We start from the raw sequence: 21,733 nt of genomic DNA on the forward strand, positions 1-21,733 counted from the left end.
TCTTTTGAATTTATTAATTACTTAGTTTCATGTCAATAGGCATAATTTCTTTCCATGATTCCATTACAGGCTTTATAACAGCAGGTCCTATTTTAGATATTAAAACTAGTTGAGATCCTTCTGGTTTTTCATCACATGGTTTGAAATCTATTTTTCTATTAACCACATCTACCTGATGCCAGCCGTCTGTAAGCTCTACAAAACCTTTCATCCTAAAGGTATTAACAGAAACCTCTTCTAAAAATTTAGATAAATCATCTTTACTAACAATACCATCATAAGTAAGCATAAGGGTCTTAGGCTTATTTTCTGTTGTATTAGTAGTATCTTCACTCTCAGCCCATTGATTTTTTAGTAAATCTTTATTTAAGAAATCATAGTTGAAATTTCCAAAGGATGCCTCTTGGATTTCTGCCTTTGGGTTAATTTCTTTTATTTTTTCTCTTATTTTGTCAACCATTTCCCTAGGAATAAGATCTATCTTGTTTATAAGGGCCATATGGCAGTGCTTGATTTGTCTTTCAACGGTTTCCAGGTCTTTAATTTGATCAAAGAAGTGAAGGGCGTCCACAATACTAATTATGCCGCTATAATCATAAACATCGCCCTTGTTGTGCTTAACTCCAAAGAGAATATCATCCACATTTGATGGATCTGCTAAACCAGAACTTTCAACAAATAGATAATCTAGGTCCCTATCAGCCATTTGAGCCATTGTCTGCACAAAATTTAATTTAAGGCAAGAGCAAAATATTGAGCCCCTATTTATTTCCACAAGTTCCATTCCATCTTTTTTTATTATTTCACCATCTATACTGATTTTGCCAAACTCATTCATTATTACGCCAACTTTTTTATTATGAAGATCATTCAATACACTTGTTAGGAATGTGGTTTTACCAGCACCTAAAAAACCAGATAACATATACAGCTTAATTTTTTTACTCATAAGTGGGCCTCCTTTGTGAAAAATTATTTTTTATTTTATGAGGCATATTCAAAAAATAAATTAGTCATTTCACTAGTTATTTGAATTATTTTCTTCGTTATGGAATCGCTTACATATGTTCAATATACTCTCTCATCATGCCTTGAAAATAATCCAAATCCCTAAGAGAGCTGACTAGTTTATTTATTTCATATGCCTAAATATTTTTTAATGTCATTTACTGAAAGAACTCTTCCAGAAGATTTTACTACTTCATCAATTACTAGAGCTGGAGTTGTCATAACTCCATAGACAACTATTTCTCTAAAATCATCTACCTTTATAATTTGGGCATTAATGTCACATTCCTCAGTAGCTTTCTTAACATTTTCAAACATTTCATCACATTTAGAACAACCTTCACCTAGTATTTTTATAATCATATTAACAACCTCCTAAAATTTAAAGTATTATATTAAATAAATACCCAACAATAATTATGGATGTACCAGTAATAGCAACAAATGTAGCTATTAACCTTGGTTTAATAACCTTCCTTAGGAGAATCATCTCCGGTGCGGAAAGGGCCGTAACAGCCATCATAAAGGAAAGGGCAGTTCCTATTCCGACACCTTTTTTTATGAGGGCTTCAGCTATAGGAATAGTACCCAGAGCATTAGAGTAAAGTGGTATACCCGAAATTACAGCTACAAAAACTGCAAAGGGATTATCTGGGCCTGCATATTTAGAGAGTATATGTTCTGGAGCCCATCCATGTATCAGTGCACCTATACCTATACCTATGATGAGGAATAACCATATTCTTTTGAAAATATCTGATACATTTTGTATTGAAAAATTAATTCTGTCTTCTCTTGTAAGTTCTTCAGGCGGTTTTTCTTTCATTTTTAATTGATACACATACTCTTCCACATAACTCTCCATATGAAGACTATTTATTATAATACCACCTATAACTCCTACCACTACTCCTGTGACCACGTAAATAAGAGAAATCTTTAGACCAAAGGCTGCAAGAAGAATAGTAAAGGCAGCTTCATTGACAATTGGGGATGTTATAAGGAATGAGAAAGTAACACCTAGTGGGATACCTGCTTCTACAAAACCTATAAATAAGGGTACAGAAGAGCAAGAGCAAAAGGGAGTTACTATACCTAATAGGGATGCCATGAAGTTTCCACCTATACCCTTAAAATTTCCTAAAATCTTTTTTGTCCTCTCTGGAGGAAAATAGCTTCTTACATATGAAATGAGAAATATCATTATGCCTAGAAGTATAAGGATTTTTATTGTGTCATAGAAGAAAAAGTGTACACTAGATCCCACATTAGATTCCATAGATAAACCAAAAACCTTTTCAACTAGTAATTCTACTAGATTATATAGCCAATGGAACATACAAAAACCTCCTTTATTAGGTTGGTTGAAATAAGAAAAATAAAAAACTATTTACCACAAGGACAAGGAATGTTTAGCGCTTTTATTACCTCTTCCTTTTGTTCTCTTATATGACTCCTTGTGAAACTGCTTTTTTCATATCTTTTTAATTTATCTAAATCTGTAATACATTGATTATCATCGCTGAATTGATCAATAAGATAATCATACAATTTTTTGTGTTCAGTCATAAAGTTATGATGAATTTTATAGTAAGTCCATTGAGAATCCTTGAAAGAATCGATGACCTTTGTAGTTTTTAGCCTATTGAGATGCCTTGATGCATTAGACTGGGTGATTTGTAGGATAGTCTCAATCTCACATACACATAGGTCATGATTCATAAGAAGATTTAAAATTCTAATTCTAGTTTCATCACTTAACATTTTGAAAGGTTCAATAAAATTCATAATATTACCTCCTATATTGCTATATTCGCTTATAATCATATAATACATGTTTATTTTAGAATTTTCAATAGATAATTAAAAAAATAAGATCTGGAATTGATTATGGAATATATATGGCAAAATAATCTAATATATTGTATAATTATGGTACTTTTAACATAAGAACTAAAGCCTATGGAGAGCTAGTAGAAAAAATCCTCAAGTAGGTGTAGATATGTTTTTAATTGACAAATTTATAGGAGGTTTAGGAGGTGTATAATGAAACTCAATAAATTAAAATATTTTATTCTATTAGGTATAGGAATTCTTTTATTGACCGGTTCTATCATATATTTTAGATATGAAAGTTATAAGGAAGATATCCTATTAAAAACGGAGAATACTTTAATAGAAAGTTCTCAGAATTATTCTTTATTCATGAAAAATATAATAGACCCATTAAAGGCCCTTGTTGAAAACACAGGAAATTTAGTAGTTGAGTCCCATCCTAATAGTCCTGATAAAGTTAAATTGATTTTTAAGGATATTATAAATGAAGTACCTCTCATATCTTCCATGTACTTTGTAAGGGAAGAGGATGGTAAAATGATAGAAAGTGGAAAAGGTTCTAATAGTACTGTGGATTTAAGGCAGAGGCCCTGGTATATAGACTCTAGCCTTTCAGAAAGAACTACCATAATACCCGTATATAAGGATTTGTGTAGTGAAAAGCCTGTTATAACTTTATCCTATCCCGTAAGAAAAGATGGTGATTTAAAAGGAGTAATTGCAGCAGATATATTATTAGAAGATTTTTATAAAACCTTCAGTACTATAACATGTAGAGAAAATGTAGTTCATTATATAGTCGATATAAAAGGGGCTATTGTACTTCATCCAAATAAGAGATTATTAGGATTTTCCATGCTTAATCCTCAAAAGAACTATGTGGACCAAATTTCTAATGAAGAAAAAAATAGGGTAAAAGATCATATGAAAGTTTGGAATGAAAATAAGGAAAATATATTAAAATTCCATCTAGATGAAATATCCTATGATGCTACTAGAGAAAGAAAAGTATATGGATATTTTCTTAAAATTCCTGAAACAGATTGGACAATCATAAGTGGTATAGATTATAAAAAAGTAAAAAGTCATAACCGTATATACTTAATAGAAGCATTAGGCTTTACAGGAATTATTTTAATGGGTCTATTAATACTCATATACTTTGTATTTACTAAAATATATGATATAGACGATTTAACAGGCATATATAAGAAAAATAAGCTTCTAGAAGTTTTGAAAAAACAATCCAAGGAAGGAAAAAAAATAATTCTCTTTATGGATATATATAATTTTTCAGCTATAAATGGAAATTATGGTAGTGAAGTAGGTAATATAATCATCAAGGAATTAACAAATATATTAAGAGATCATTTAGATGAACATGGCTTATTAATCCATTCTAAAGCAGATGATTTTATATTTTTATTTCACACAGAAGATTGGCAGGAGGCTCTTAAAAAGGCAGAAGTACTTAATGAGAAATTAAAGGGATTAAATATAGAAATAAATGAGATAAATATAAACATTAATGTTTTTTTAGGTTTAATAAAATTAAATCCACTAGAAATGAAGGATTTAGATACATCCATATTATTAATAGAAGATACTTTAAAACAATTAATGAAAACTAATGAAAAGAGTTTTTGGATGTTCCCTGACTCCCATGAGCTGATTAATATGAAAAAGGATAAGGATAAGAAAAAAGAAGAATTATTAAAGGCCATGGAAGAGGATAGAATCCTTCCGTTTTTTCAACCCATATATAATATAAAGGAAAATAAAATTGAAAAGTATGAAGTCCTTATGCGTATTAAGGATGGAGATGATTATCTATCACCCTTTCCATATATAAAGGTGGCAGAAGAAAACAATGTAATAGAAAAGTTAGACTTAATAGTAATAGAAAAGGCCTTAAAATATAAATGCAAAGTAGATTCTAAAGATAAAATTAAACTTTCTATAAATGTTTCAGGAAGGGACTTAAATGATTCAAACTTTTTGCCTAAAGTAGTTCTTTTAGCAGATGAATATGAAATAAAATACCAAAATCTAATATTTGAAATTACAGAGACACAAAACATAAAAAATATGGACCGATTGGTACATACAATACATGCATTTAAGAAATTGGGCTTTAAATTTTCCATAGATGATTTTGGAACAGGATTTTCTTCTATGCAATATTTAAAGCGTATTCCAGCAGATTATTTGAAAATAGATGGGTCTTTTATAAGGGATTTAAATGAAAATGAAAAAAATCTATATCTTGTAAAATCCATTGTGAGTATGGCGAAGGCATTTGAAATGACTGCCATTGCAGAATTTGTGGAAAATGAAAAAATATTGAAGGTACTAAAAGAAATAGGAATAGATTATGGACAGGGCTATCATATAGGAAAGCCAAAGGGATTTTTTGTTTAGGTAAATAAAAAATGGTTACATTACTTACCTATGAATATGGGCATTTATGCCGATTGAAGATTCTATAATCAATTGATATAATAAAATGAATATATAAGAAATTGTTTGATAAGGGCAAAGCTGATGAAAATTAGTGCCCCAAAGCTATAGGGACTAAGGTTTCCACGAAAAACTATGTTTGCCAGCTACCAAACATGGGAAAAGTCCCTGCTTTCGTATTTACCAATGAGGATGAAAGGGGGCTTTCTGAATGCTCACAATGAAGAACTTTTTTAAAAGTCAAGATGGTGGAGCGATGGTTTTATTTACACTTTTTTTGATGGTGCTTCTTTGTATGGCCGGATTAGTTTTAGATAGTGGACTTTTGTATGTGACAAAATCCCATCTCCAAAAAACAGCCAATGCAGCTGTTTTATCAGGTGCACAGGAACTAAATAGTAATAATAATGAGGTTGAGACAATTGTAAACTATATTCTATTAGAACACAGGGAACTTGGAAGTTTAGACAAACTTGAGTTTCTAGAAGATAGAAAAGTAACAATTTATTTAACTAAGGAAGTGATACCGCCTTTTCGTAGATTATTTGGCATTGAAAAGGTACCTGTATCAGTTAAGGCATCGGCGGTTTTAATGGGTTCTACAAATAGTTCAATATTTGATTATTTGATTTTTTCTGAAGATCCAAATAAAACATTTTATGTTTCAGGGTCTAAAAATAAATTTAATGGAAAGGTTCATATTAACGGGTCATCAGAAATTTCTGGTAGTGATAATAAATTTAATGATATATATGAATATGTTAAGAAAATTAAGGTTAGTGGTGGAAATAATAAATTTCCAATGGGTAAGGAAAAATCAGTTTATATGGATATTTTAGATTTGAGTAAAGATGAATATAAGGCAAAAGCAACAATCATATACAATGGAAAGAAGACATTTTCAAAGAGCAATACAAAAGTAGATGGCATAATATACGTGGATGGGGACGCAATATTTTCTGGAGGTCATATAAGTGGAGAAGGTACAGTCTTTGCTACAGGGGATATAATATTAAGTGGTTCTAATTTAAAGTACAAATCTGAAAATGATTTAGTGGCCTTTTATAGTTTAAAAGATATTGAAATTCCTGGCAGTGATGGAGAGTTTCATGGACTCTTTTATGCACCTAATGGAAATATTAAATTAAATGGAAGTAAAAATATCATTAAGGGGTCTTTAATTGGAAAGGAATTTGAATCTATTTCCGGGTCTGAGCTAAATCTAGTTTATGATGGGAGATATAAAGAAACCCTTTCTGAAGATTTTAAAATAAAATTAGTGAAATAAATTGTCCAGAAATAAAGGTCTAGACTTCCTTTTATTTCTGGACAATTCCTTTAGTAAATAACGTATAAAATCATAAGAATTATTTGTTAAAGGTATTAATAAATTGAATGACAGCTGGACCTAAGAGAACTATAAATAGACTTGGAAAAATGAAGAAAACTAGAGGGAAAAGCATTTTAATGGGAGCCTTCATGGCTTGTTCCTCTGCCCTTTGTTTTCTTTTTTCTCGAATTTCCTGGCATTGTATACGAAGAATTTGAACCATACTAATTCCCAGTTTTTCAGCTTGTAATATGTTGCTGATTAAAATATTCATTTCATCTAAAGGGAGTCTTTCTGTTATTTTTTTCAAAGCTTCCCTTCTGGGTTTCCCTAGGCGAATCTCTTCTAAGCATTGGTGAAATTCACTAGCTATGACTCCGTTATTTCTAGAAATCAATTTATTTAGAGCTAAATCAAATCCAAGACCTGCTTCTAAACTCACCGTAAGAAGGTCTACCATATCAGGAAGTTCCTTTAGGGCACATTTACTTCTTTCTTTAGCTTTCTTTGTTAGATATAAATTAGGAAGAGTTATTGCAAATACTAAACTTAAAGAGATTACTAAAAATAACCTTGAAATAGAAAATCTTCCAAGGATTCCATATGTTCCAAAGAATAGGGGAATCAATATTAGGAATATTGTTTGAATTAATCGAAAATCAACAGGTGTCATATGAAAAGGACTTCCTGCTTGAAGGAGCTTTATTTCTAATTTATTGTGCTTTTCTTGTGATAAATTTTTTCTAAAGTATTTTTTATGCTTTCTAAGAATTGGATGAAATACTCTTTTTATAAAAGAAGATTTATTTTTCTTATCCTTTGAGAAAGATATTTTTTGTTTTTTCAATCCTTTTTCTCCAGAAATAATAGAAAAAAATAGAAGGATTAATAAAGTAATGGTAGAGAAAAAAGTAATATATATCATGAGCTACACCTCGATTATTGTAATCTTTCGTATTAAAATAAAACCAATAAGGGCAGAAAATATTCCCATTCCAACCATAATAAGACCAATACGTTCTTTAAATAAAATAGATATATAGTCTGGATTAATAAAATAAATGGCAAAGCTTAAAATAATAGGGAGAAGGCCTATAATAAGTCCAGATAGTCTACCTTGAGCTGTAAGAGTTATAACTTGCCGCTGAATGGTATTTCGATCACGAATAGTTTGTATAATAATATCTAGAACTGTAGCCAAGTTTCCTCCCACTTGCCTTTGAATTAAAATTGCCTGGACCATAAGCTCAAGATCTCCACTAGGCATTCTCTCTTGAAGATTATACAATGCCTCTTCAATATTTCCACCATATTGCATCTCCTTTAGTACAAGGCTAATCTCTTCTTTTATAGGAGAATCTGATTCTTCCACAACAGATTTTAATGATTGAGGAAAACTAAAACCAGCCCTTAAGGAGCCAACAATAATAGTAATCATATCAGGGAGGCCCTCATTAAATTTTGAAAGACGTTTATGAAACCTTCTTTTTAATATTAATTTGGGAAACACGTATCCCCAAAATCCTCCTACTATAAAAAATAAAATATTTTCTGAAAAAATATATAATAAACTTCCAAAGAATATGGCACCCATCCATCTAAAGAAAATAAATTCTTCTGGCTCTAAGGAAAGGCCAGCTCTGTTTAATAGGGTTTCTAATTTCTCATTAGATTTTATGGAGGGAAGTTGATTTTTAAATTTTTCATTTATCAATTGGATTTGAACCATTAGATTAAAATTTTTCTTTTCTAATATTTCTTCCTTATCACTTAATAAGTAATCTTTAACTCTTGTTTCAAATCGTCTTTGAGAAAAAAATAATCTATTGAATATTAGTGTAAAAATAATTATTGTGGTAATTAAAAACGAAGAAAGAATTATCCATTTCATAGATTCCAATCCTCCTCTTCTAAGAAGACGCTTGTTGGTATGGTAATACCGCTAGTAGTAAGGGTTTCATAGAATTTAGGACGAATTCCTGTTGGAACCAATTTACCCATGATTTTTCCATCTTGGTCCACCCCTCGTTGTTTGAAGACAAAGATATCTTGAAGTACGATTACATCTCCCTCAAGACCTTGAACTTCTGTTATATTAGTAATCTTTCTGGACCCATCTTTTAGTCTTGACTGTTGAACTATTAAATCAATGGCACTTCCAATTTGTTCTCTTATGGCTTTTACGGGAAGTTCCATACCTGCCATTAAAACCATTGTTTCTAGTCTAGAGATCATATCCCTAGGGCTATTAGAGTGGCCTGTAGCTAAGGAACCATCATGGCCCGTATTCATTGCTTGAAGCATATCTAATGCTTCTCCACCACGTACTTCTCCTACCACAATCCTCTCAGGTCTCATACGAAGAGAATTTCGAACTAAATCTCGGATAGTAATAGAACCTTTTCCCTCAATATTTGGAGGTCTAGATTCTAAGGATACTACATGGTCCTGCCAAAGCTGAAGTTCTGCAGCATCTTCTATGGTAATTATTCTCTCATCATTGGGAATGAATGAAGAGAGTACGTTTAGGGTTGTTGTTTTTCCAGATCCTGTTCCTCCACTGATAAATATATTAAGCTTTGCCTTTACACAGGCTTCTAAAAATATGGCCATTTCCCTTGTAAGGGTACCAAAACTAATTAGATGCTCTATGGTAAACGGGTCCTTTGAAAATTTACGGATAGTTATGGTAGGACCATTTAATGCCAAGGGTGGAATAATGGCATTTACACGGGAACCATCAGGAAGTCTTGCATCAACCATAGGACTGCTTTCATCAATTCTACGACCTAGGGGAGCAACGATTTTTTCTATAATGTGCATTACATGGTCATTGTCTTGAAATTTTATATCCGTTAGCTCTAACTTTCCCTTTCTCTCAGCATATACCATAGAAGGGCCATTGACCATAATCTCTGTAACCTCTGGATCTAATAATAATGGATTAATTGGACCATAACCTATAAGATTATTAACTAACTCAGCTACAATTTTTTTTCTATCTACTAGTCCTAAAAGGGAGTCATCTTCTTTAATGATTTCAACAGCCATTTCATCAATTCTTTCAATTATCCTTTCAATTGAATCCTTTTTCATTTCCCTAAGAACTTTTTTATGGAGTTGTTTTTTTAATTCTTCATTTTTATCCTTAGACTTAATAGAATCTTTTTTCTCTTCTTTAGGAGAATTGTTCTCATTTGAAATATATTCCCCATTATTTTCTGTTTTTTTCTCACATTGAACTGAAGGGGGAGAAGTGGCATTTTGTTTTTTATTTTTTAATTTTGCTAAAAGACTCATATATATCTCTCCTTTAGGAATCTATTGAAAGAATATCAGCAATATGAAAAATAGATTTTGTAATATCTTTTCTTCGATAGTCCATTACAAAGGGCATTCCTATATTAATGGACCTTGATACAATTTTAAAATTATTAGGAATATAGAGTAAAGATTCTTTCTCTAAGATTTTAGGAACATCCTTTGCTTTTAAAAGACTCTTCATAGTGGAACGATTAACTACAATTTTTACTTTTTCACTTAAATTCAAAGCATCAAATATGGATAAGATTGATTTTGTGTTTTTCAAGGATGTCATTTCTAAATCTGTTATAAGGAGAATCTCATCTGCTTTTTCAATGAAATGTAGATTATTTTCAGGAAGTCCTGAAGTTGTATCTATAAGTAAATAATCACAACTATTTAGTAAAAGGGTACAGATTTCATTAAGAGAATCTAGGGTAATTAAATCAGCATATTCTGGGCTAGGAGGGGAGGGTAATATCTTCACACCACTTTCATGACTAGTAAGGTAAGAGGTAAGAAGATTTTCATTTAATCCATTCATTTGTTCTACGGCATCTTTTATTGTGAATTTAGGCATGAGATCCATGACTAAGTGAGTATTTCCAAATTGGAAACAGCTATCTAAAATGATTGTTTTGAATTTTTTTTTAGATAAAGCAACGGAAAGATTCGCTGTTATTACAGTTTTTCCTACTCCTCCCTTAGCGCTACAAATTAGGATCATTTTTCCTTTTTTTGTGGTATTATTTTGATTTTTCATGATGAACCCCCTTTACTGAAGTTTACTATGAAGAACAAGATGGATATTTCCTCTCTCTTGTGTATTTACTAATTTTACAGCATCACTTTGTGTTAATTCTAAGGTGACGGAACTATACTCCATATAAGGTTCGTCATTTGTTGATTGGATCATTTTTCTACCAATGGCTAACACACGTGCTCCTTCAAGTATTAGTTCTGTTCGGACAATCTTTTCATTGTTGCCTGCTTCTATTTCTTCACTAAAGACTACATCTACCATGTCTTCTGGTTCAATTAGATTTGTAACAGATTGAACCATATTTACGCCTACTGATACGGCTCTATATCCTTTTTTTATTTTTCTAGACACAAATCGGGTTTCTTCAGCTTGGTTTTGAATATGATGCTTTAAAATAGGTTCTCCCTTTACCATATTTACTGTGGCTATTTGATTTTCCATTTCTGAAATTTTTTTTATTGTTTGTGGATGAATACTTTTCTCATGGACTTCTTTTAAGGTTACCATTGATTTTGAAATCTTTTTATTTTTAGGAATATCCTGATTTGCCACAAGAATAGTTGCCATTTTACTATTAGATAACTTTTGTCCTTTGAGCGTTTCTATGTAGTTATAGAATAAATAAGTTGTAATAAGTGCCATTACAACTGCAAGTGGTAGTATTAATTTGGATCTCATGTTTTCACCTACTTTACTATATATAATTTGAACATTATAGTTTTCAATTGTGTTAAAAAATTAAATATCTAATTTTGTATATGATGTATATAAGATTATTCTACACGAATTGTAGAATTTATAATTACTTGGTAGGGAGATGGAAAGAGGGTGGCAAGGAAAGGAGTAACATATGCAACAGGATACTGTAGGGTCACTGTAACATAATCTCCTGATTGCCTTTGGGATTCATTAGGGGATATCTGTATCTGAAGAAGATCCACATCTCCTATACGTAAATTATCTTGAGCAAAAGTTGTAATTCCTAGATCAGATTCTCCAAGACCTCCCATTCGCACTGACTCTTGAGCTATTAGATTAAGATGCATATAGGTATACATTACCCTACCAAAGTCAAAGGTGGCACATATTAAAATTAATAAAAGAGGTAAAACCAATGCAAATTCAACAAGAGACTGACCCTTTTCACTTTTTACCATAGGACAAAACCCCTTTCTAAAAGTAGGTTTATAAGGGCACCTGCTGCAATGGCTGTTCCGTATGGATAGGTATTAGAAAGGTCATTAGTACTTATTAATGAATGGGGTTTTATACCATATTTTAAACTACATATATGGTAGTAGAAAGATTTAAGGGTAGTATGGAGCCTTTTTTGAAAAATAAGTAGTATGATGGCTATAAGGCCCCCTATAAGTGCCATATAAATGCTTGTATGAAATACAAAAGAAGGACCCTTTAAAGCACCGACTAATGCAAGTAGTTTTACATCTCCAGCCCCCATACCTCCTAAAAGGTAAGGAATTAAAAGGATTGAAAAGCCAAGTAAAAAACCAATAAAGGAAGAATATAAACTTTTAGGCCCAGCCAATAGGCCATGGGATAAAAATCCAATTATAAGACCTGGAAAGATTATTTTGTTATATATTCTTCGCTCCCTTATATCTGTGATAACACAGATGATTAAAATTATGATCATTAAAAAATCAAACCACATACTATAACCCTTCTTTCATTATATTGAAAAAATGGCCCGACAATTTAATGTGGGGCCTTTTTATATGATAATAGATTTGTAAAAATATTAAGGCATATGAAAGAAATAAACTAGTCAGTTCTCTGAGGAATTTGGATTATTTTCAAGGCATGGCGAGCGAGCATATTGAACATATGTAAGCAATTCCATAACGAAGAAAATAATTCAAATAACCAGTGAAATGACTAATTTATTTTTTGAATATTCCTAAGAACCGGCAGGAGGATCAATTGAATCTAGAGTATCTGTAAACATTGCCGTAATTCTAGGACCAAATAAAGCAATAATTGCAATAACTGCCACAGCAATGGCTCCTAATATAAGTCCGTATTCAGTCATACCTTGTCCCTTTTCCTCAGTGATTAAAGCTTTTAATTTTTTTAACATGTATATCACTCCTTCTTTTAGGTTTCATCGTTCTTTAACTCAATTGTATTTCCAAATGTAGTTTGGGTATTTTGGATTTTTCCAGCTGGAAGTTCAATGATCTCAATCGTATGAGGATGGACTTTTCCAATTTTTCCAGGCTGGACATTTTCTTCTATGCCTACAACTTTTCCAGAAGAATCAAGATGTAACACATCAATGCTGTAGCCCATGAAAAAGGTGTGAATACCTTGGCAGGGTCGAATATAAAGCCCAGAATCAGAAGGTAATTCTTTTGAAAACATGAGTCCTTTTAATCTTTTAAAGAAAGTATCCGCCATATGAACCTTCTTTGCTAAAATTTTACCATTATCTAGATTAATGAGCTTCAATGAAAATTCACCTCCTATAAAAAAATTAACCCTGCCTCTACCGTAAGGAAAGACAGGATCATGATGACTGACTAAGAAGTGCCTATCTACCTTCGGTAACTGGCTGGCATAGTGTATGATACACCTTAGCCCCTATAGCTTTGCGTCACTGGATTTCACCAGTTTTGCCATTATCGAGTTTTTGTTGCACTTGATTCTTACTAGAATTATATAATTAGAGAAGATTCTGAACAATAGGTCTTGAGGTTTAATTTCGACAAAATAAACATAACATCGACAAAAAATAACAAATATAGAATATTATTACATATATGTGAAAGAGTAGTACTAGGAACTATTCTCTCTTAGACTTTTAGTACATTATTTTATGAAATAAAAACACAAGAAATATTGCAGATATATACATAAATATGACATAATTAGATAGAGGAGAAATGAATTTTATTTATTTTTCAAGATTAAATAATGAGTGGGGTGAAGACATACTGATGAAAGCAAAACTTTCATATATTTTATCTATACTTATCTTATTCATATGTATATTTGTAGCTACAAATGTACATGGAAAAGAATTACAATCAAATTACAATGTGAAAGAAATACGAGTTATTGCAGATGAAGATTTCCCACCATATATTTTTAGGGACGAAAAGGGACATTTAAAGGGTATAATTGTGGACCAGTGGCATCTGTGGAGTGAGAAAACAGGAATTAAGGTAAAAATACACGGAATGAATTGGAAAAATGCACAGAAATTTATGGAAGAAGGAAAATATGATGTTATAGATACCATGTTTAAAAATGAAGAAAGAAAAAGGAGTTATTATTTTTCAGACCCATATGCAAAAATTGAGGTACCAATATTTTTTAATAAGAATATATCAGGAATAACAGATATTAAGTCTTTGAAGGATTTAAATGTTGGTATAAAAAAGGCAGACTGTAATGTAGATTTATTAAGGGAAGAAGGGATTAAGGATTACTTAGAATTTGATACTTATGAATCCATGATAAAAGCTGCAAGAAATAATGAAATTAATGCCTTTATAATGGGAAAGCCTGCAGCCATGTATTATATGTATAATTATCATATGGAAAAGGATTTTAGATATACTAATCCCCAGTATATAGGAAAGTTTTACAGAGCTGTGAAAAAAGAGGATACCCACATTCTAAATGCTATTAATGATGGTTTTTCTCAGATAAGCAAATTAGAGTATGAGCAAATACACAATAAATGGTTTGGAATTGAATATGAAGGTCACAAATTTATCCTTCATATAAAGATTTTTACTAGTCTAGTTTTAGTCATAGGATGTATTTTAATTATTTGGAATATTACACTAAAGAAGGCTGTTAAAGAAAAGACCCTAGAGCTTACAAATACAGTAGCCAAGCTTAAAAGAAGTGAAAATAGGATTAATGCAATTTTTAAGGCCTTGCCTGATTTATTTTTTATTATAGATAAAAATGGTATTTTTATGGATTATGAAGTAAACAATCTTAACAAATTAAAATATAGTCCAAAGGAATTTTTAGGTAAATCCATTTCACAAATGTTTAGTGAAGAACTTGCACAAAAGCTTGCGGGGCCTTTACAAGATACTATTAAAACAGGAGATACTCAAATTGTAGAGTATCTATTGCCAAAGGAAGATGACCCATTATACTTTGAAGCCAGGATTATAAAATATGATGAGGATGTGGCACTGACCATTATTAGGGAAATAACAGAGAAAAAACTTTCTGACATGAAAATATATAATATGAGTATAAGAGATGGAATGACAGGACTTTATAATAGAAGCTACTTTGAAAGACAAATGGAAATAAGAAATGAGAACAAGGATTTAAATCAATGTGTAATAATATGTGACTTAGATGGTCTAAAGTTTATAAACGATACCTTCGGACATGCCACTGGAGATGAATATTTAAAAATAGCTACAGATATAATAAAAGCATGTTTTAAAAATGGTAATAATGTAATAGCTAGGATTGGTGGAGATGAGTTTGGAATTTTAATGGAAGATACATCAGAAAAGGAAGTCCTTAATATTAAATCTAAATTAAAGGACATGTTAAAGGAAGTTAATAAGAACAGGGGAATGCCTGTAAGTATTTCATTTGGATATTCTATTTCACAGGAAAACAAGAATGATTTAAAGGAAATGTTTAAGGAAGCTGATGCTTTTATGTATAAGGAAAAACTTCATCATAAGCAAAGTTTAAAGAGCGATCTTTTTAATGTTATTATGAAAATGTTAGAAACAAGAGATTTTATCAGGGAAGGCCATTGTGATAGACTTGAAATACTATCAGCAAAACTTGCTAAGGCAGTAGGCATGACAGACAATAAAATCCAAGATATTTCACTTTTTTCAAAATTTCATGACATAGGTAAAATTGGTGTTTCAGATAGGGTACTTTTTAAGACAAAAGAACTTACGGAAGAAGAATTTGAAGAAATGAAGAGACATACGGAAATAGGTTATAGGATTGCCCAATCTTGTCCAGATATTGCCCATATAGCTGATTGGATATTGAAACACCATGAGTGGTGGAATGGAGAAGGATATCCCTTAGGATTAAAGGGTGATGAAATACCTATTGAATGTAGAATTCTTTCAATTGTAGATGCCTATGATGCAATGACCAGTGATAGACCCTATAGAAAGGCTTTAAGTAAAAAAGAAGCAATGGAGGAATTAAAACTTTGTAGCAAAGTTCAATTTGATCCTTATTTAGTAGAGGTATTTTTAGGTATACTATGATATTTTCCATTTGAATAGGAAGCTTTTAGGAAGGATGTATTCGGTCTTGTTTATTATAGATATGGTATATATCCCAATAAGAAAAGATTATATTAAAAGAACCCATTAATGGGTTCTTTTATAGCGTTATTACTGCATATGGTCATATTTATCTACTAATTTTTGTGGTGTTCTGGCATGGACACCTAATTTTTAAAAAAGGTTAAAGAAGTACTAGAATAGAATCTATAAAAATAGTTATCATAAGGACTTATTTGAAATTAAATAGGCCTAAGTCTTTATGTCTATTGAAATAAAGGAGGAAAATCATATGCACATACCAGATAATTATCTAAGTCCGTCCACTTGTGCCGCCTTTGGAGTAACCATGTTACCCATATGGAAGTGGGCAAGTACAAAAGTAAAAAGGGAAATAACTAGACAAAAGATGCCCCTTCTTGGAATATGTACAGCCTTTGTATTTTTAATTATGATGTTTAATATACCCCTTCCAGGAGGTACTACAGGCCATGCAGTTGGAGCTACCTTGGCAGCAGTTTTACTAGGACCCTATTCTGCTGTTATATCAGTAACCATTGCCCTTGCAATTCAAGCTCTTTTCTTTGGTGATGGGGGTATTCTAGCTTTGGGAGTAAATTGCTTTAACATGGCATTTGTAATGCCCTTTGTAGCATCTTATATATTCAGATTCATTAAGTATAATTTTCTTAGTGAAAAGGGTGAATATGTGGGTGCATTCTTAGCTGGATATATATCTTTAAATGTGGCAGCTCTTTTGACAGCTTTAGAGTTTGGAATTCAGCCCATTTTATTTACTAATAATGGAGGAATGCCCCTATATGCTCCCTATGGCCTGAATGTGGCAATTCCTGCCATGATGATTCCCCATTTATTAGTGGCTGGAATATTAGAAGGCCTTGTAACCGCAGGGGTTTATGCTTATGTTAAAAAACTTTCTCCAGAGATAATATATGAAGGTACTAGTAATAAAATAAAACCCCTTTATGGATTAATAGTATCATTAGTTATACTTAGTCCCCTTGGTTTACTAGCCACAGGAACTGCCTGGGGAGAATGGGCTCCTGAAGAATTAAGAGAGTTCATAGGTTTTATACCAAATGGAATGGTAGATGGCTTGAATTTCAGTGCGCCAATACCAGATTATTACATGTCAGGTATTTCAGAAATTGTAGCATATATATTCTCTGGCCTATTAGGTGTAGGAGTAATCTTTATATTGATTAAAATACTAAGTAAAGTTCAATTTAAAAACAATCCAGAAAAGGTGAACTAATGAATGGAAAATGGTTACTAGAAAAGGATGATTATGTGCCTAAGAAAGAAAGGGATACATATATAGATAAAAGTATAATCTCTTTCTTAAAGATTATTTCAAGGATTAGAAGTGTTAAAAATAAAGATAAAGTTTTATACAGGATAGATCCTGTATTGAAAGTGATATTTACCGTATTGAATATATTGTTCATATCCCTATCAAGGAATTTTATCTATTTGTTTATACTTGACATATATGTATTTATGAGTATTTTATTTATGGACTGGGAAGATAGAAAAAAAATACTGTCAATGAGCTTTATATTTCCAATTATGACCCTAATAATGTTGATTCCATCCATGATAAAGGGGAATATACATAATAGCCTATTACTTTTACAAAGAATCCTATTAAGTGTATTATTTGCAAATATATTATCCTATAGTACTAAGTGGACACATATTAGTAGAACCTTAAAGTTATTATTTGTTCCTGACATATTCATATGGATTATGGACATAAGCTTAAAATATAGTATTTTACTAGGGGAATATGCCACAGGCCTATTATATGGGTTAAAGCTTAGATCCATTGGAAAGAATGAGGATAAACAGGAAGCAATATGGAGAATTATGGGGAATTTATTTTTAAAATCCTATAGGATGAGTGAAGAGTTATCATGTGCCATGGAGTGTAGAGGATTTGTTGGAGAGTATAAAGTGTCTATTGAATTCAAATTAAGAAGGATAGATTATATATATGGAATTATTAATATAATTGTAATTGTTTTATTTGTAATACTAAATTATTAAGGAGTAGCCCAAATGATTAAAATAGATAATGTAACATTTAAATATAGGGAGAAGATAGCCCTTAATAATATTAAAGTTAATATAAAAGAGGGAGAGTCAGTGGCAATTATAGGTCCAAATGGAAGTGGAAAATCCACATTTTTGAAGTTACTAAATGGTATTGTGATTCCACATGAGGGAACTTATATGTTTGATGGAACTAATATTACTGAAAAAAGATTACAGGAGAATGGTTTTTCTAAACTATTTCACAAAAGAATAGGATTTGTATTTCAAAATGCAGATACTCAACTCTTTTGTTCTAGTGTCTTTGAGGAAATAGCCTTTGGACCAATGCAAATGGGACTTCCTAAAGATGAAATAAATGAAAGGGTAAATGATTGTCTATCCATGCTAAGTATAGAAAAGTCAAGGGATGAACATCCCTATAACTTAAGTGGAGGAGAAAAAAAGCGTGTTGCCATAGCTAGTGTTCTCTCCATGAATCCAGAGGTTATTACCCTAGATGAGCCTATGAATGGTATAGACCCAAAGGGAAAGAGATTTTTAAGGGAACTTTTTATTAAACTAAATAAGGCTGGTAAAACTATTATCTGTGCAACCCATGATTTTGAATATGTGGAAGGTCTTTTTAAAAGGGCTTTAGTATTTTCAGAAAATCATACTATCATTAGGGATGATGAATATAATAAGGTTGTAAAGGATGAGGAATTTTTAATAGATAACAATATTAAGTAGGGAGAGATAACCATGAATGTATTATATTATGATTGTTTTTGTGGAATAAGTGGAGATATGAATCTAGGAGCGTTGATAGACCTAGGGGTAGATAGGGAATATCTTTTAAAAGAGATATCAAAGCTTAAGTTAGAATCTGAATATGAAATAGAAATTAAAGAATCAATTAAAAAGGGAATTACAGGAACTAAGGTGGATGTAATAATCCATGACCATAAACATGACCATCATCATGACCACCATGGACATGATCATTCACACGGTAATAATCATAGTCACAATCATGAGCATAGTCATGAACACCACCATAGGGGATTAAAAGAAATTGAAAATATAATAAATTCAAGTGATTTAAGTGAAAATGTAAAAAAATTAAGTTTAGATATGTTTATTAAAGTGGCTAAAGCAGAGGCTAAGGTCCATGGAAAAAGCCTATATGAAGTACATTTTCATGAAGTTGGAGCCATTGATTCTATCATAGATATGGTAGGGGCAGCCATATGCTTAGATTATTTAAAGGTAGACAAAATTATGGCATCTAAAGTCCAACTAGGAGGGGGCTTTGTAAAATGTGCCCATGGAATTATACCAGTACCAGCTCCAGCCACTGTTGAAATATTAAAGGATATACCCGTTAAAACTGGAATTGTGGAATTTGAAACAACTACACCTACAGGAGCAGCCATATTAGCAGCTAATGTGGAGGAATTTACAGATAAAATAGAGTTTTCTATAGAAAAAATTGGATATGGTATAGGTAATAGGGAATTAGAAATACCTAACGTACTTAGGGTATATTTAGGAAAGGAAATAAAAAAAGAAGAAGTAAAGAAGCAGTACATTCTTGAAACTAATATAGACGATATGAATCCAGAACTCTATGGCCACGTGGAGGAAGTGCTTTTTGAAGCAGGGGCTTTAGATGTATTTAAAACACCTATCCTTATGAAGAAGGGAAGAAATGCTACAAAATTAAGCATATTAGTAAGTGAGAAAAAACAAAAGGCTGTGTTAGAAGTAATATTTAAGGAGACTACTTCCATAGGTCTTAGAAAATATGAAGTGGATAAAATTATGTTAGGTAGAGATTTTAAAAAGATAAGGACAAAGTATGGAGAGGTTACTATTAAAAATGCCTATTATGAAGGTGAATTAATTAAATATAAGGCAGAATATGAAGACTGCAAGAAAATCGCCAAAGAAAATAATATACCAATTTCAGAAGTTTACAAAGAAGTAGATAAAATAGTGGAGAAGATATAGATGATAAATAATGAAAAATATGAAAGACTAATAAAATACTTAAAGAAATTAGACAAGGTAGTACTAGCTTTTTCAGGGGGGGTAGACAGTACCTTTCTACTAAGAGCTGCAAAGGAAGCCCTTGGAAATGATCTAAAGGCAGTAACAATCCTTTCACCATATATTCCTAGATGGGAAGTAAAAGAAGCTAAGGAGTTAGTAAAGGAATTAGATGTAGAATATGAAATAATAGAGGTTCCCATAATTGATGAAATCAAAAATAATCCAGAGAATAGATGCTATTTATGCAAAAGAGCCATATTCAGTATGATAAAGAAAAAGGCCAAAATTGAAGGATATAGCTATGTTATAGATGGAACTAACTTTGATGATACATCTGACTATAGACCTGGTATGATAGCCTTAAGTGAATTAGAGATTAAAAGTCCCTTACTTGAATGTGAATTGACTAAGGAAGAAATAAGGTCTTTATCTAGGGAACTTGATCTTAATACCTGGCATAAACCAGCTTATGCTTGCCTTTTAACTAGAATTCCCTATGGTCATGAATTGAAGGAACATAATTTTAGAAAGATAGAAGAGGCTGAAAAATATATGATGAGCATAGGTTTTAGGGCTGTTAGAGTGAGATGTCATAATGATTTGGCAAGGATAGAAGTTAATAGGGAAGATAGGAAAAGACTATTTGATGAAGAACTTCTAGATGATATTTCAGCTAAATTAAAGGAAATTGGATTTAAATATATAGCCATGGATATGGAAGGATACAGAGTAGGAAGCTTTAATGAAACTATGAAAAAATAGGAGGACATGATGGATTCTAAGGATGTAAGAAAACTACTAGAAGATGTGAAAAATGAAAAAATACAAATAGAAGAAGCCATGAAAAAAATAGAGGATCTACCTTTTAAGGATTTAGAGTTTGCTAAGATTGATAACCATAGACAAATAAGAGTAGGATATCCTGAAGTAATATATTGTGAAGGAAAGACTGTAGAACAGGTTAGAGACATTATTAAATTTATGAACACAAAGGATAACAACATACTAGCCACTAGGGCCAGTGAGGAAATGTATAATGTAGTGAAGGAAATATGCAAAGATGCAGAATATAATAAACTTGGAAGAACTATAAGCATAAGGAAAAGAGAAGAACAGTTAACGGATGACTATATAGCCATAGTCTCAGCAGGAACTTCAGACTTACCTGTAGTGGAGGAAGCGGCAGAAACTGCAAAAATCCTTGGAAATAGGGTAGAAAAAATTATTGATGTGGGAGTTGCTGGTATCCATAGATTGTTAGCCCGATTAGATAAAATAAGAGGAGCCAAGGTAATTATTGTGGTAGCAGGAATGGAAGGAGCCCTTGCCAGTGTAGTAGGAGGCCTAGTAGATAAGCCAATTATAGCCGTTCCTACAAGTGTAGGATATGGAGCCAATTTTGGAGGTCTATCATCTCTACTATCAATGTTAAACAGTTGTGCAAGTGGAGTAAGTGTAGTGAATATAGATAACGGATTTGGTGCAGCCTATAACGCTAGTATTATTAATAAATTATAATAAAACCTCCATGGGTAGATTTTTGATATTCTACCTGTGGAGGTTTATTTTATTATGATATAATTATTTTTAAAGGACAAGTTAAACTTATTTAAAGGAAAAGCGTAGAAGGCGTACACTTGTTTAAAACAAGGTGTCATG

22 protein-coding genes and 2 riboswitches are annotated in these 21,733 nt (G+C 31.6%); of the genes, 9 read left to right on the forward strand and 13 right to left on the reverse strand.

Annotation, left to right across the window (positions count from 1 at the left end):
• Positions 1 to 13 precede the first annotated feature (13 nt).
• From N4A57_RS12615 to N4A57_RS12630, 4 genes are all read right to left on the reverse strand, one after another.
• The gene (locus N4A57_RS12615; protein ID WP_293658350.1) at positions 14 to 949 is read right to left on the reverse strand and encodes a CobW family GTP-binding protein; all 936 of its coding nucleotides are present in this window, start codon (positions 947 to 949) and stop codon (positions 14 to 16) included.
• A 188-nt stretch (positions 950 to 1,137) separates the two neighbouring features.
• Positions 1,138 to 1,371 carry a thioredoxin family protein gene (locus N4A57_RS12620; RefSeq protein WP_293658351.1) on the reverse strand — a complete coding sequence of 78 codons (234 nt, stop codon included), beginning with the start codon at positions 1,369 to 1,371 and terminating at the stop codon, positions 1,138 to 1,140.
• A gap of 19 nt (positions 1,372 to 1,390) precedes the next feature.
• Positions 1,391 to 2,347, reverse strand: coding sequence for a permease (locus tag N4A57_RS12625; protein WP_293658352.1), 957 nt, complete (start codon positions 2,345 to 2,347; stop codon positions 1,391 to 1,393).
• A gap of 47 nt (positions 2,348 to 2,394) precedes the next feature.
• On the reverse strand, positions 2,395 to 2,796 hold the full coding sequence (locus N4A57_RS12630) for an ArsR/SmtB family transcription factor (protein WP_293658353.1): 402 nt from the start codon (positions 2,794 to 2,796) through the stop codon (positions 2,395 to 2,397).
• 258 nt (positions 2,797 to 3,054) lie between these two features.
• On the opposite strand from N4A57_RS12630, the gene N4A57_RS12635 reads away from it, so the two are divergent.
• Positions 3,055 to 5,265 carry a GGDEF domain-containing protein gene (locus tag N4A57_RS12635; protein ID WP_293658354.1) on the forward strand — a complete coding sequence of 737 codons (2,211 nt, stop codon included), beginning with the start codon at positions 3,055 to 3,057 and terminating at the stop codon, positions 5,263 to 5,265.
• Positions 5,266 to 5,368: 103 nt separating this feature from the next.
• A riboswitch (cyclic di-GMP riboswitch) is annotated at positions 5,369 to 5,458 on the forward strand.
• Positions 5,459 to 5,515: 57 nt separating this feature from the next.
• Positions 5,516 to 6,592 carry a Tad domain-containing protein gene (locus tag N4A57_RS12640; RefSeq protein ID WP_293658355.1) on the forward strand — a complete coding sequence of 359 codons (1,077 nt, stop codon included), beginning with the start codon at positions 5,516 to 5,518 and terminating at the stop codon, positions 6,590 to 6,592.
• Positions 6,593 to 6,671: 79 nt separating this feature from the next.
• Here the strand turns inward: N4A57_RS12640 and N4A57_RS12645 are convergent, their stop codons facing one another.
• From N4A57_RS12645 to N4A57_RS12685, 9 genes are all read right to left on the reverse strand, one after another.
• Complete coding sequence (locus N4A57_RS12645) at positions 6,672 to 7,481, reverse strand: type II secretion system F family protein (RefSeq protein ID WP_293658356.1); 810 nt, start codon at positions 7,479 to 7,481, stop codon at positions 6,672 to 6,674.
• Positions 7,482 to 7,562: 81 nt separating this feature from the next.
• A complete protein-coding gene (locus tag N4A57_RS12650) occupies positions 7,563 to 8,525 on the reverse strand; it encodes a type II secretion system F family protein (protein WP_293658357.1) in 963 nt (320 codons plus the stop codon).
• The gene (locus N4A57_RS12655) at positions 8,522 to 9,934 is read right to left on the reverse strand and encodes a CpaF family protein (RefSeq protein ID WP_293658358.1); all 1,413 of its coding nucleotides are present in this window, start codon (positions 9,932 to 9,934) and stop codon (positions 8,522 to 8,524) included. The genes N4A57_RS12650 and N4A57_RS12655 overlap by 4 nt, the downstream gene beginning before the upstream one ends.
• Before the next feature lie 13 nt (positions 9,935 to 9,947).
• Positions 9,948 to 10,700: an AAA family ATPase gene (locus N4A57_RS12660; protein WP_293658359.1), complete on the reverse strand. Its 753-nt coding sequence runs from the start codon at positions 10,698 to 10,700 to the stop codon at positions 9,948 to 9,950.
• A 12-nt stretch (positions 10,701 to 10,712) separates the two neighbouring features.
• Positions 10,713 to 11,378 carry a Flp pilus assembly protein CpaB gene (gene cpaB, locus N4A57_RS12665; protein ID WP_293658360.1) on the reverse strand — a complete coding sequence of 222 codons (666 nt, stop codon included), beginning with the start codon at positions 11,376 to 11,378 and terminating at the stop codon, positions 10,713 to 10,715.
• Positions 11,379 to 11,473: 95 nt separating this feature from the next.
• Positions 11,474 to 11,857, reverse strand: a complete 384-nt coding sequence (locus N4A57_RS12670; protein ID WP_293658361.1) for a TadE/TadG family type IV pilus assembly protein — start codon at positions 11,855 to 11,857, stop codon at positions 11,474 to 11,476.
• Positions 11,851 to 12,372 (reverse strand): A24 family peptidase, encoded by a 522-nt coding sequence (locus N4A57_RS12675; RefSeq protein ID WP_293658362.1) that lies wholly within the window; start codon positions 12,370 to 12,372, stop codon positions 11,851 to 11,853. The genes N4A57_RS12670 and N4A57_RS12675 overlap by 7 nt, the downstream gene beginning before the upstream one ends.
• 246 nt (positions 12,373 to 12,618) lie before the next feature.
• On the reverse strand, positions 12,619 to 12,798 hold the full coding sequence (locus N4A57_RS12680; protein WP_293658363.1) for a Flp family type IVb pilin: 180 nt from the start codon (positions 12,796 to 12,798) through the stop codon (positions 12,619 to 12,621).
• Between the two features lie 17 nt (positions 12,799 to 12,815).
• Entirely contained in the window at positions 12,816 to 13,169 is a 354-nt protein-coding gene (locus N4A57_RS12685) for a DUF192 domain-containing protein (protein ID WP_293658364.1), read from the reverse strand.
• 91 nt (positions 13,170 to 13,260) lie between these two features.
• Positions 13,261 to 13,348, reverse strand: a riboswitch (cyclic di-GMP riboswitch).
• Between the two features lie 255 nt (positions 13,349 to 13,603).
• On the opposite strand from N4A57_RS12685, the gene N4A57_RS12690 reads away from it, so the two are divergent.
• From N4A57_RS12690 to larB, 7 genes are all read left to right on the forward strand, one after another.
• A complete protein-coding gene (locus tag N4A57_RS12690; RefSeq protein ID WP_293658365.1) occupies positions 13,604 to 15,943 on the forward strand; it encodes a diguanylate cyclase in 2,340 nt (779 codons plus the stop codon).
• Positions 15,944 to 16,253: 310 nt separating this feature from the next.
• Positions 16,254 to 17,237: a cobalt transporter CbiM gene (gene cbiM, locus N4A57_RS12695; protein ID WP_293658366.1), complete on the forward strand. Its 984-nt coding sequence runs from the start codon at positions 16,254 to 16,256 to the stop codon at positions 17,235 to 17,237.
• Positions 17,237 to 18,031, forward strand: coding sequence for an energy-coupling factor transporter transmembrane component T (locus N4A57_RS12700; RefSeq protein ID WP_293658367.1), 795 nt, complete (start codon positions 17,237 to 17,239; stop codon positions 18,029 to 18,031). The genes cbiM and N4A57_RS12700 overlap by 1 nt, the downstream gene beginning before the upstream one ends.
• A 12-nt stretch (positions 18,032 to 18,043) precedes the next feature.
• Entirely contained in the window at positions 18,044 to 18,769 is a 726-nt protein-coding gene (locus tag N4A57_RS12705; RefSeq protein WP_293658368.1) for an energy-coupling factor ABC transporter ATP-binding protein, read from the forward strand.
• A 12-nt stretch (positions 18,770 to 18,781) separates the two neighbouring features.
• Positions 18,782 to 20,032, forward strand: coding sequence for a nickel pincer cofactor biosynthesis protein LarC (larC, locus tag N4A57_RS12710; RefSeq protein ID WP_293658369.1), 1,251 nt, complete (start codon positions 18,782 to 18,784; stop codon positions 20,030 to 20,032).
• Positions 20,033 to 20,836, forward strand: a complete 804-nt coding sequence (gene larE, locus N4A57_RS12715) for an ATP-dependent sacrificial sulfur transferase LarE (RefSeq protein ID WP_293658370.1) — start codon at positions 20,033 to 20,035, stop codon at positions 20,834 to 20,836.
• A gap of 9 nt (positions 20,837 to 20,845) precedes the next feature.
• Positions 20,846 to 21,592 (forward strand): nickel pincer cofactor biosynthesis protein LarB, encoded by a 747-nt coding sequence (gene larB, locus N4A57_RS12720; RefSeq protein ID WP_293658371.1) that lies wholly within the window; start codon positions 20,846 to 20,848, stop codon positions 21,590 to 21,592.
• Positions 21,593 to 21,733 lie beyond the last annotated feature (141 nt).

It is taken from the genome of Anaeromicrobium sp., from assembly GCF_025210435.1.
GTDB lineage: Bacteria > Bacillota > Clostridia > Peptostreptococcales > Thermotaleaceae > Anaeromicrobium.

What these genes read in the sequence shown, in the direction of transcription:
- N4A57_RS12615 (WP_293658350.1), bottom strand. Translation starts at nt 949, where the DNA reads ATGAGTAAAAAAATTAAGCTGTATATGTTATCTGGTTTTTTAGGTGCT.
- N4A57_RS12620 (WP_293658351.1), bottom strand. Translation starts at nt 1,371, where the DNA reads ATGATTATAAAAATACTAGGTGAAGGTTGTTCTAAATGTGATGAAATG.
- N4A57_RS12625 (WP_293658352.1), bottom strand. Translation starts at nt 2,347, where the DNA reads ATGTTCCATTGGCTATATAATCTAGTAGAATTACTAGTTGAAAAGGTT.
- N4A57_RS12630 (WP_293658353.1), bottom strand. Translation starts at nt 2,796, where the DNA reads ATGAATTTTATTGAACCTTTCAAAATGTTAAGTGATGAAACTAGAATT.
- N4A57_RS12635 (WP_293658354.1), top strand. Translation starts at nt 3,055, where the DNA reads ATGAAACTCAATAAATTAAAATATTTTATTCTATTAGGTATAGGAATT.
- N4A57_RS12640 (WP_293658355.1), top strand. Translation starts at nt 5,516, where the DNA reads ATGCTCACAATGAAGAACTTTTTTAAAAGTCAAGATGGTGGAGCGATG.
- N4A57_RS12650 (WP_293658357.1), bottom strand. Translation starts at nt 8,525, where the DNA reads ATGAAATGGATAATTCTTTCTTCGTTTTTAATTACCACAATAATTATT.
- N4A57_RS12655 (WP_293658358.1), bottom strand. Translation starts at nt 9,934, where the DNA reads ATGAGTCTTTTAGCAAAATTAAAAAATAAAAAACAAAATGCCACTTCT.
- N4A57_RS12660 (WP_293658359.1), bottom strand. Translation starts at nt 10,700, where the DNA reads ATGAAAAATCAAAATAATACCACAAAAAAAGGAAAAATGATCCTAATT.
- cpaB (WP_293658360.1), bottom strand. Translation starts at nt 11,378, where the DNA reads ATGAGATCCAAATTAATACTACCACTTGCAGTTGTAATGGCACTTATT.
- N4A57_RS12670 (WP_293658361.1), bottom strand. Translation starts at nt 11,857, where the DNA reads ATGGTAAAAAGTGAAAAGGGTCAGTCTCTTGTTGAATTTGCATTGGTT.
- N4A57_RS12675 (WP_293658362.1), bottom strand. Translation starts at nt 12,372, where the DNA reads ATGTGGTTTGATTTTTTAATGATCATAATTTTAATCATCTGTGTTATC.
- N4A57_RS12680 (WP_293658363.1), bottom strand. Translation starts at nt 12,798, where the DNA reads ATGTTAAAAAAATTAAAAGCTTTAATCACTGAGGAAAAGGGACAAGGT.
- N4A57_RS12690 (WP_293658365.1), top strand. Translation starts at nt 13,604, where the DNA reads ATGAATTTTATTTATTTTTCAAGATTAAATAATGAGTGGGGTGAAGAC.
- cbiM (WP_293658366.1), top strand. Translation starts at nt 16,254, where the DNA reads ATGCACATACCAGATAATTATCTAAGTCCGTCCACTTGTGCCGCCTTT.
- N4A57_RS12700 (WP_293658367.1), top strand. Translation starts at nt 17,237, where the DNA reads ATGAATGGAAAATGGTTACTAGAAAAGGATGATTATGTGCCTAAGAAA.
- N4A57_RS12705 (WP_293658368.1), top strand. Translation starts at nt 18,044, where the DNA reads ATGATTAAAATAGATAATGTAACATTTAAATATAGGGAGAAGATAGCC.
- larC (WP_293658369.1), top strand. Translation starts at nt 18,782, where the DNA reads ATGAATGTATTATATTATGATTGTTTTTGTGGAATAAGTGGAGATATG.
- larE (WP_293658370.1), top strand. Translation starts at nt 20,033, where the DNA reads ATGATAAATAATGAAAAATATGAAAGACTAATAAAATACTTAAAGAAA.
- larB (WP_293658371.1), top strand. Translation starts at nt 20,846, where the DNA reads ATGGATTCTAAGGATGTAAGAAAACTACTAGAAGATGTGAAAAATGAA.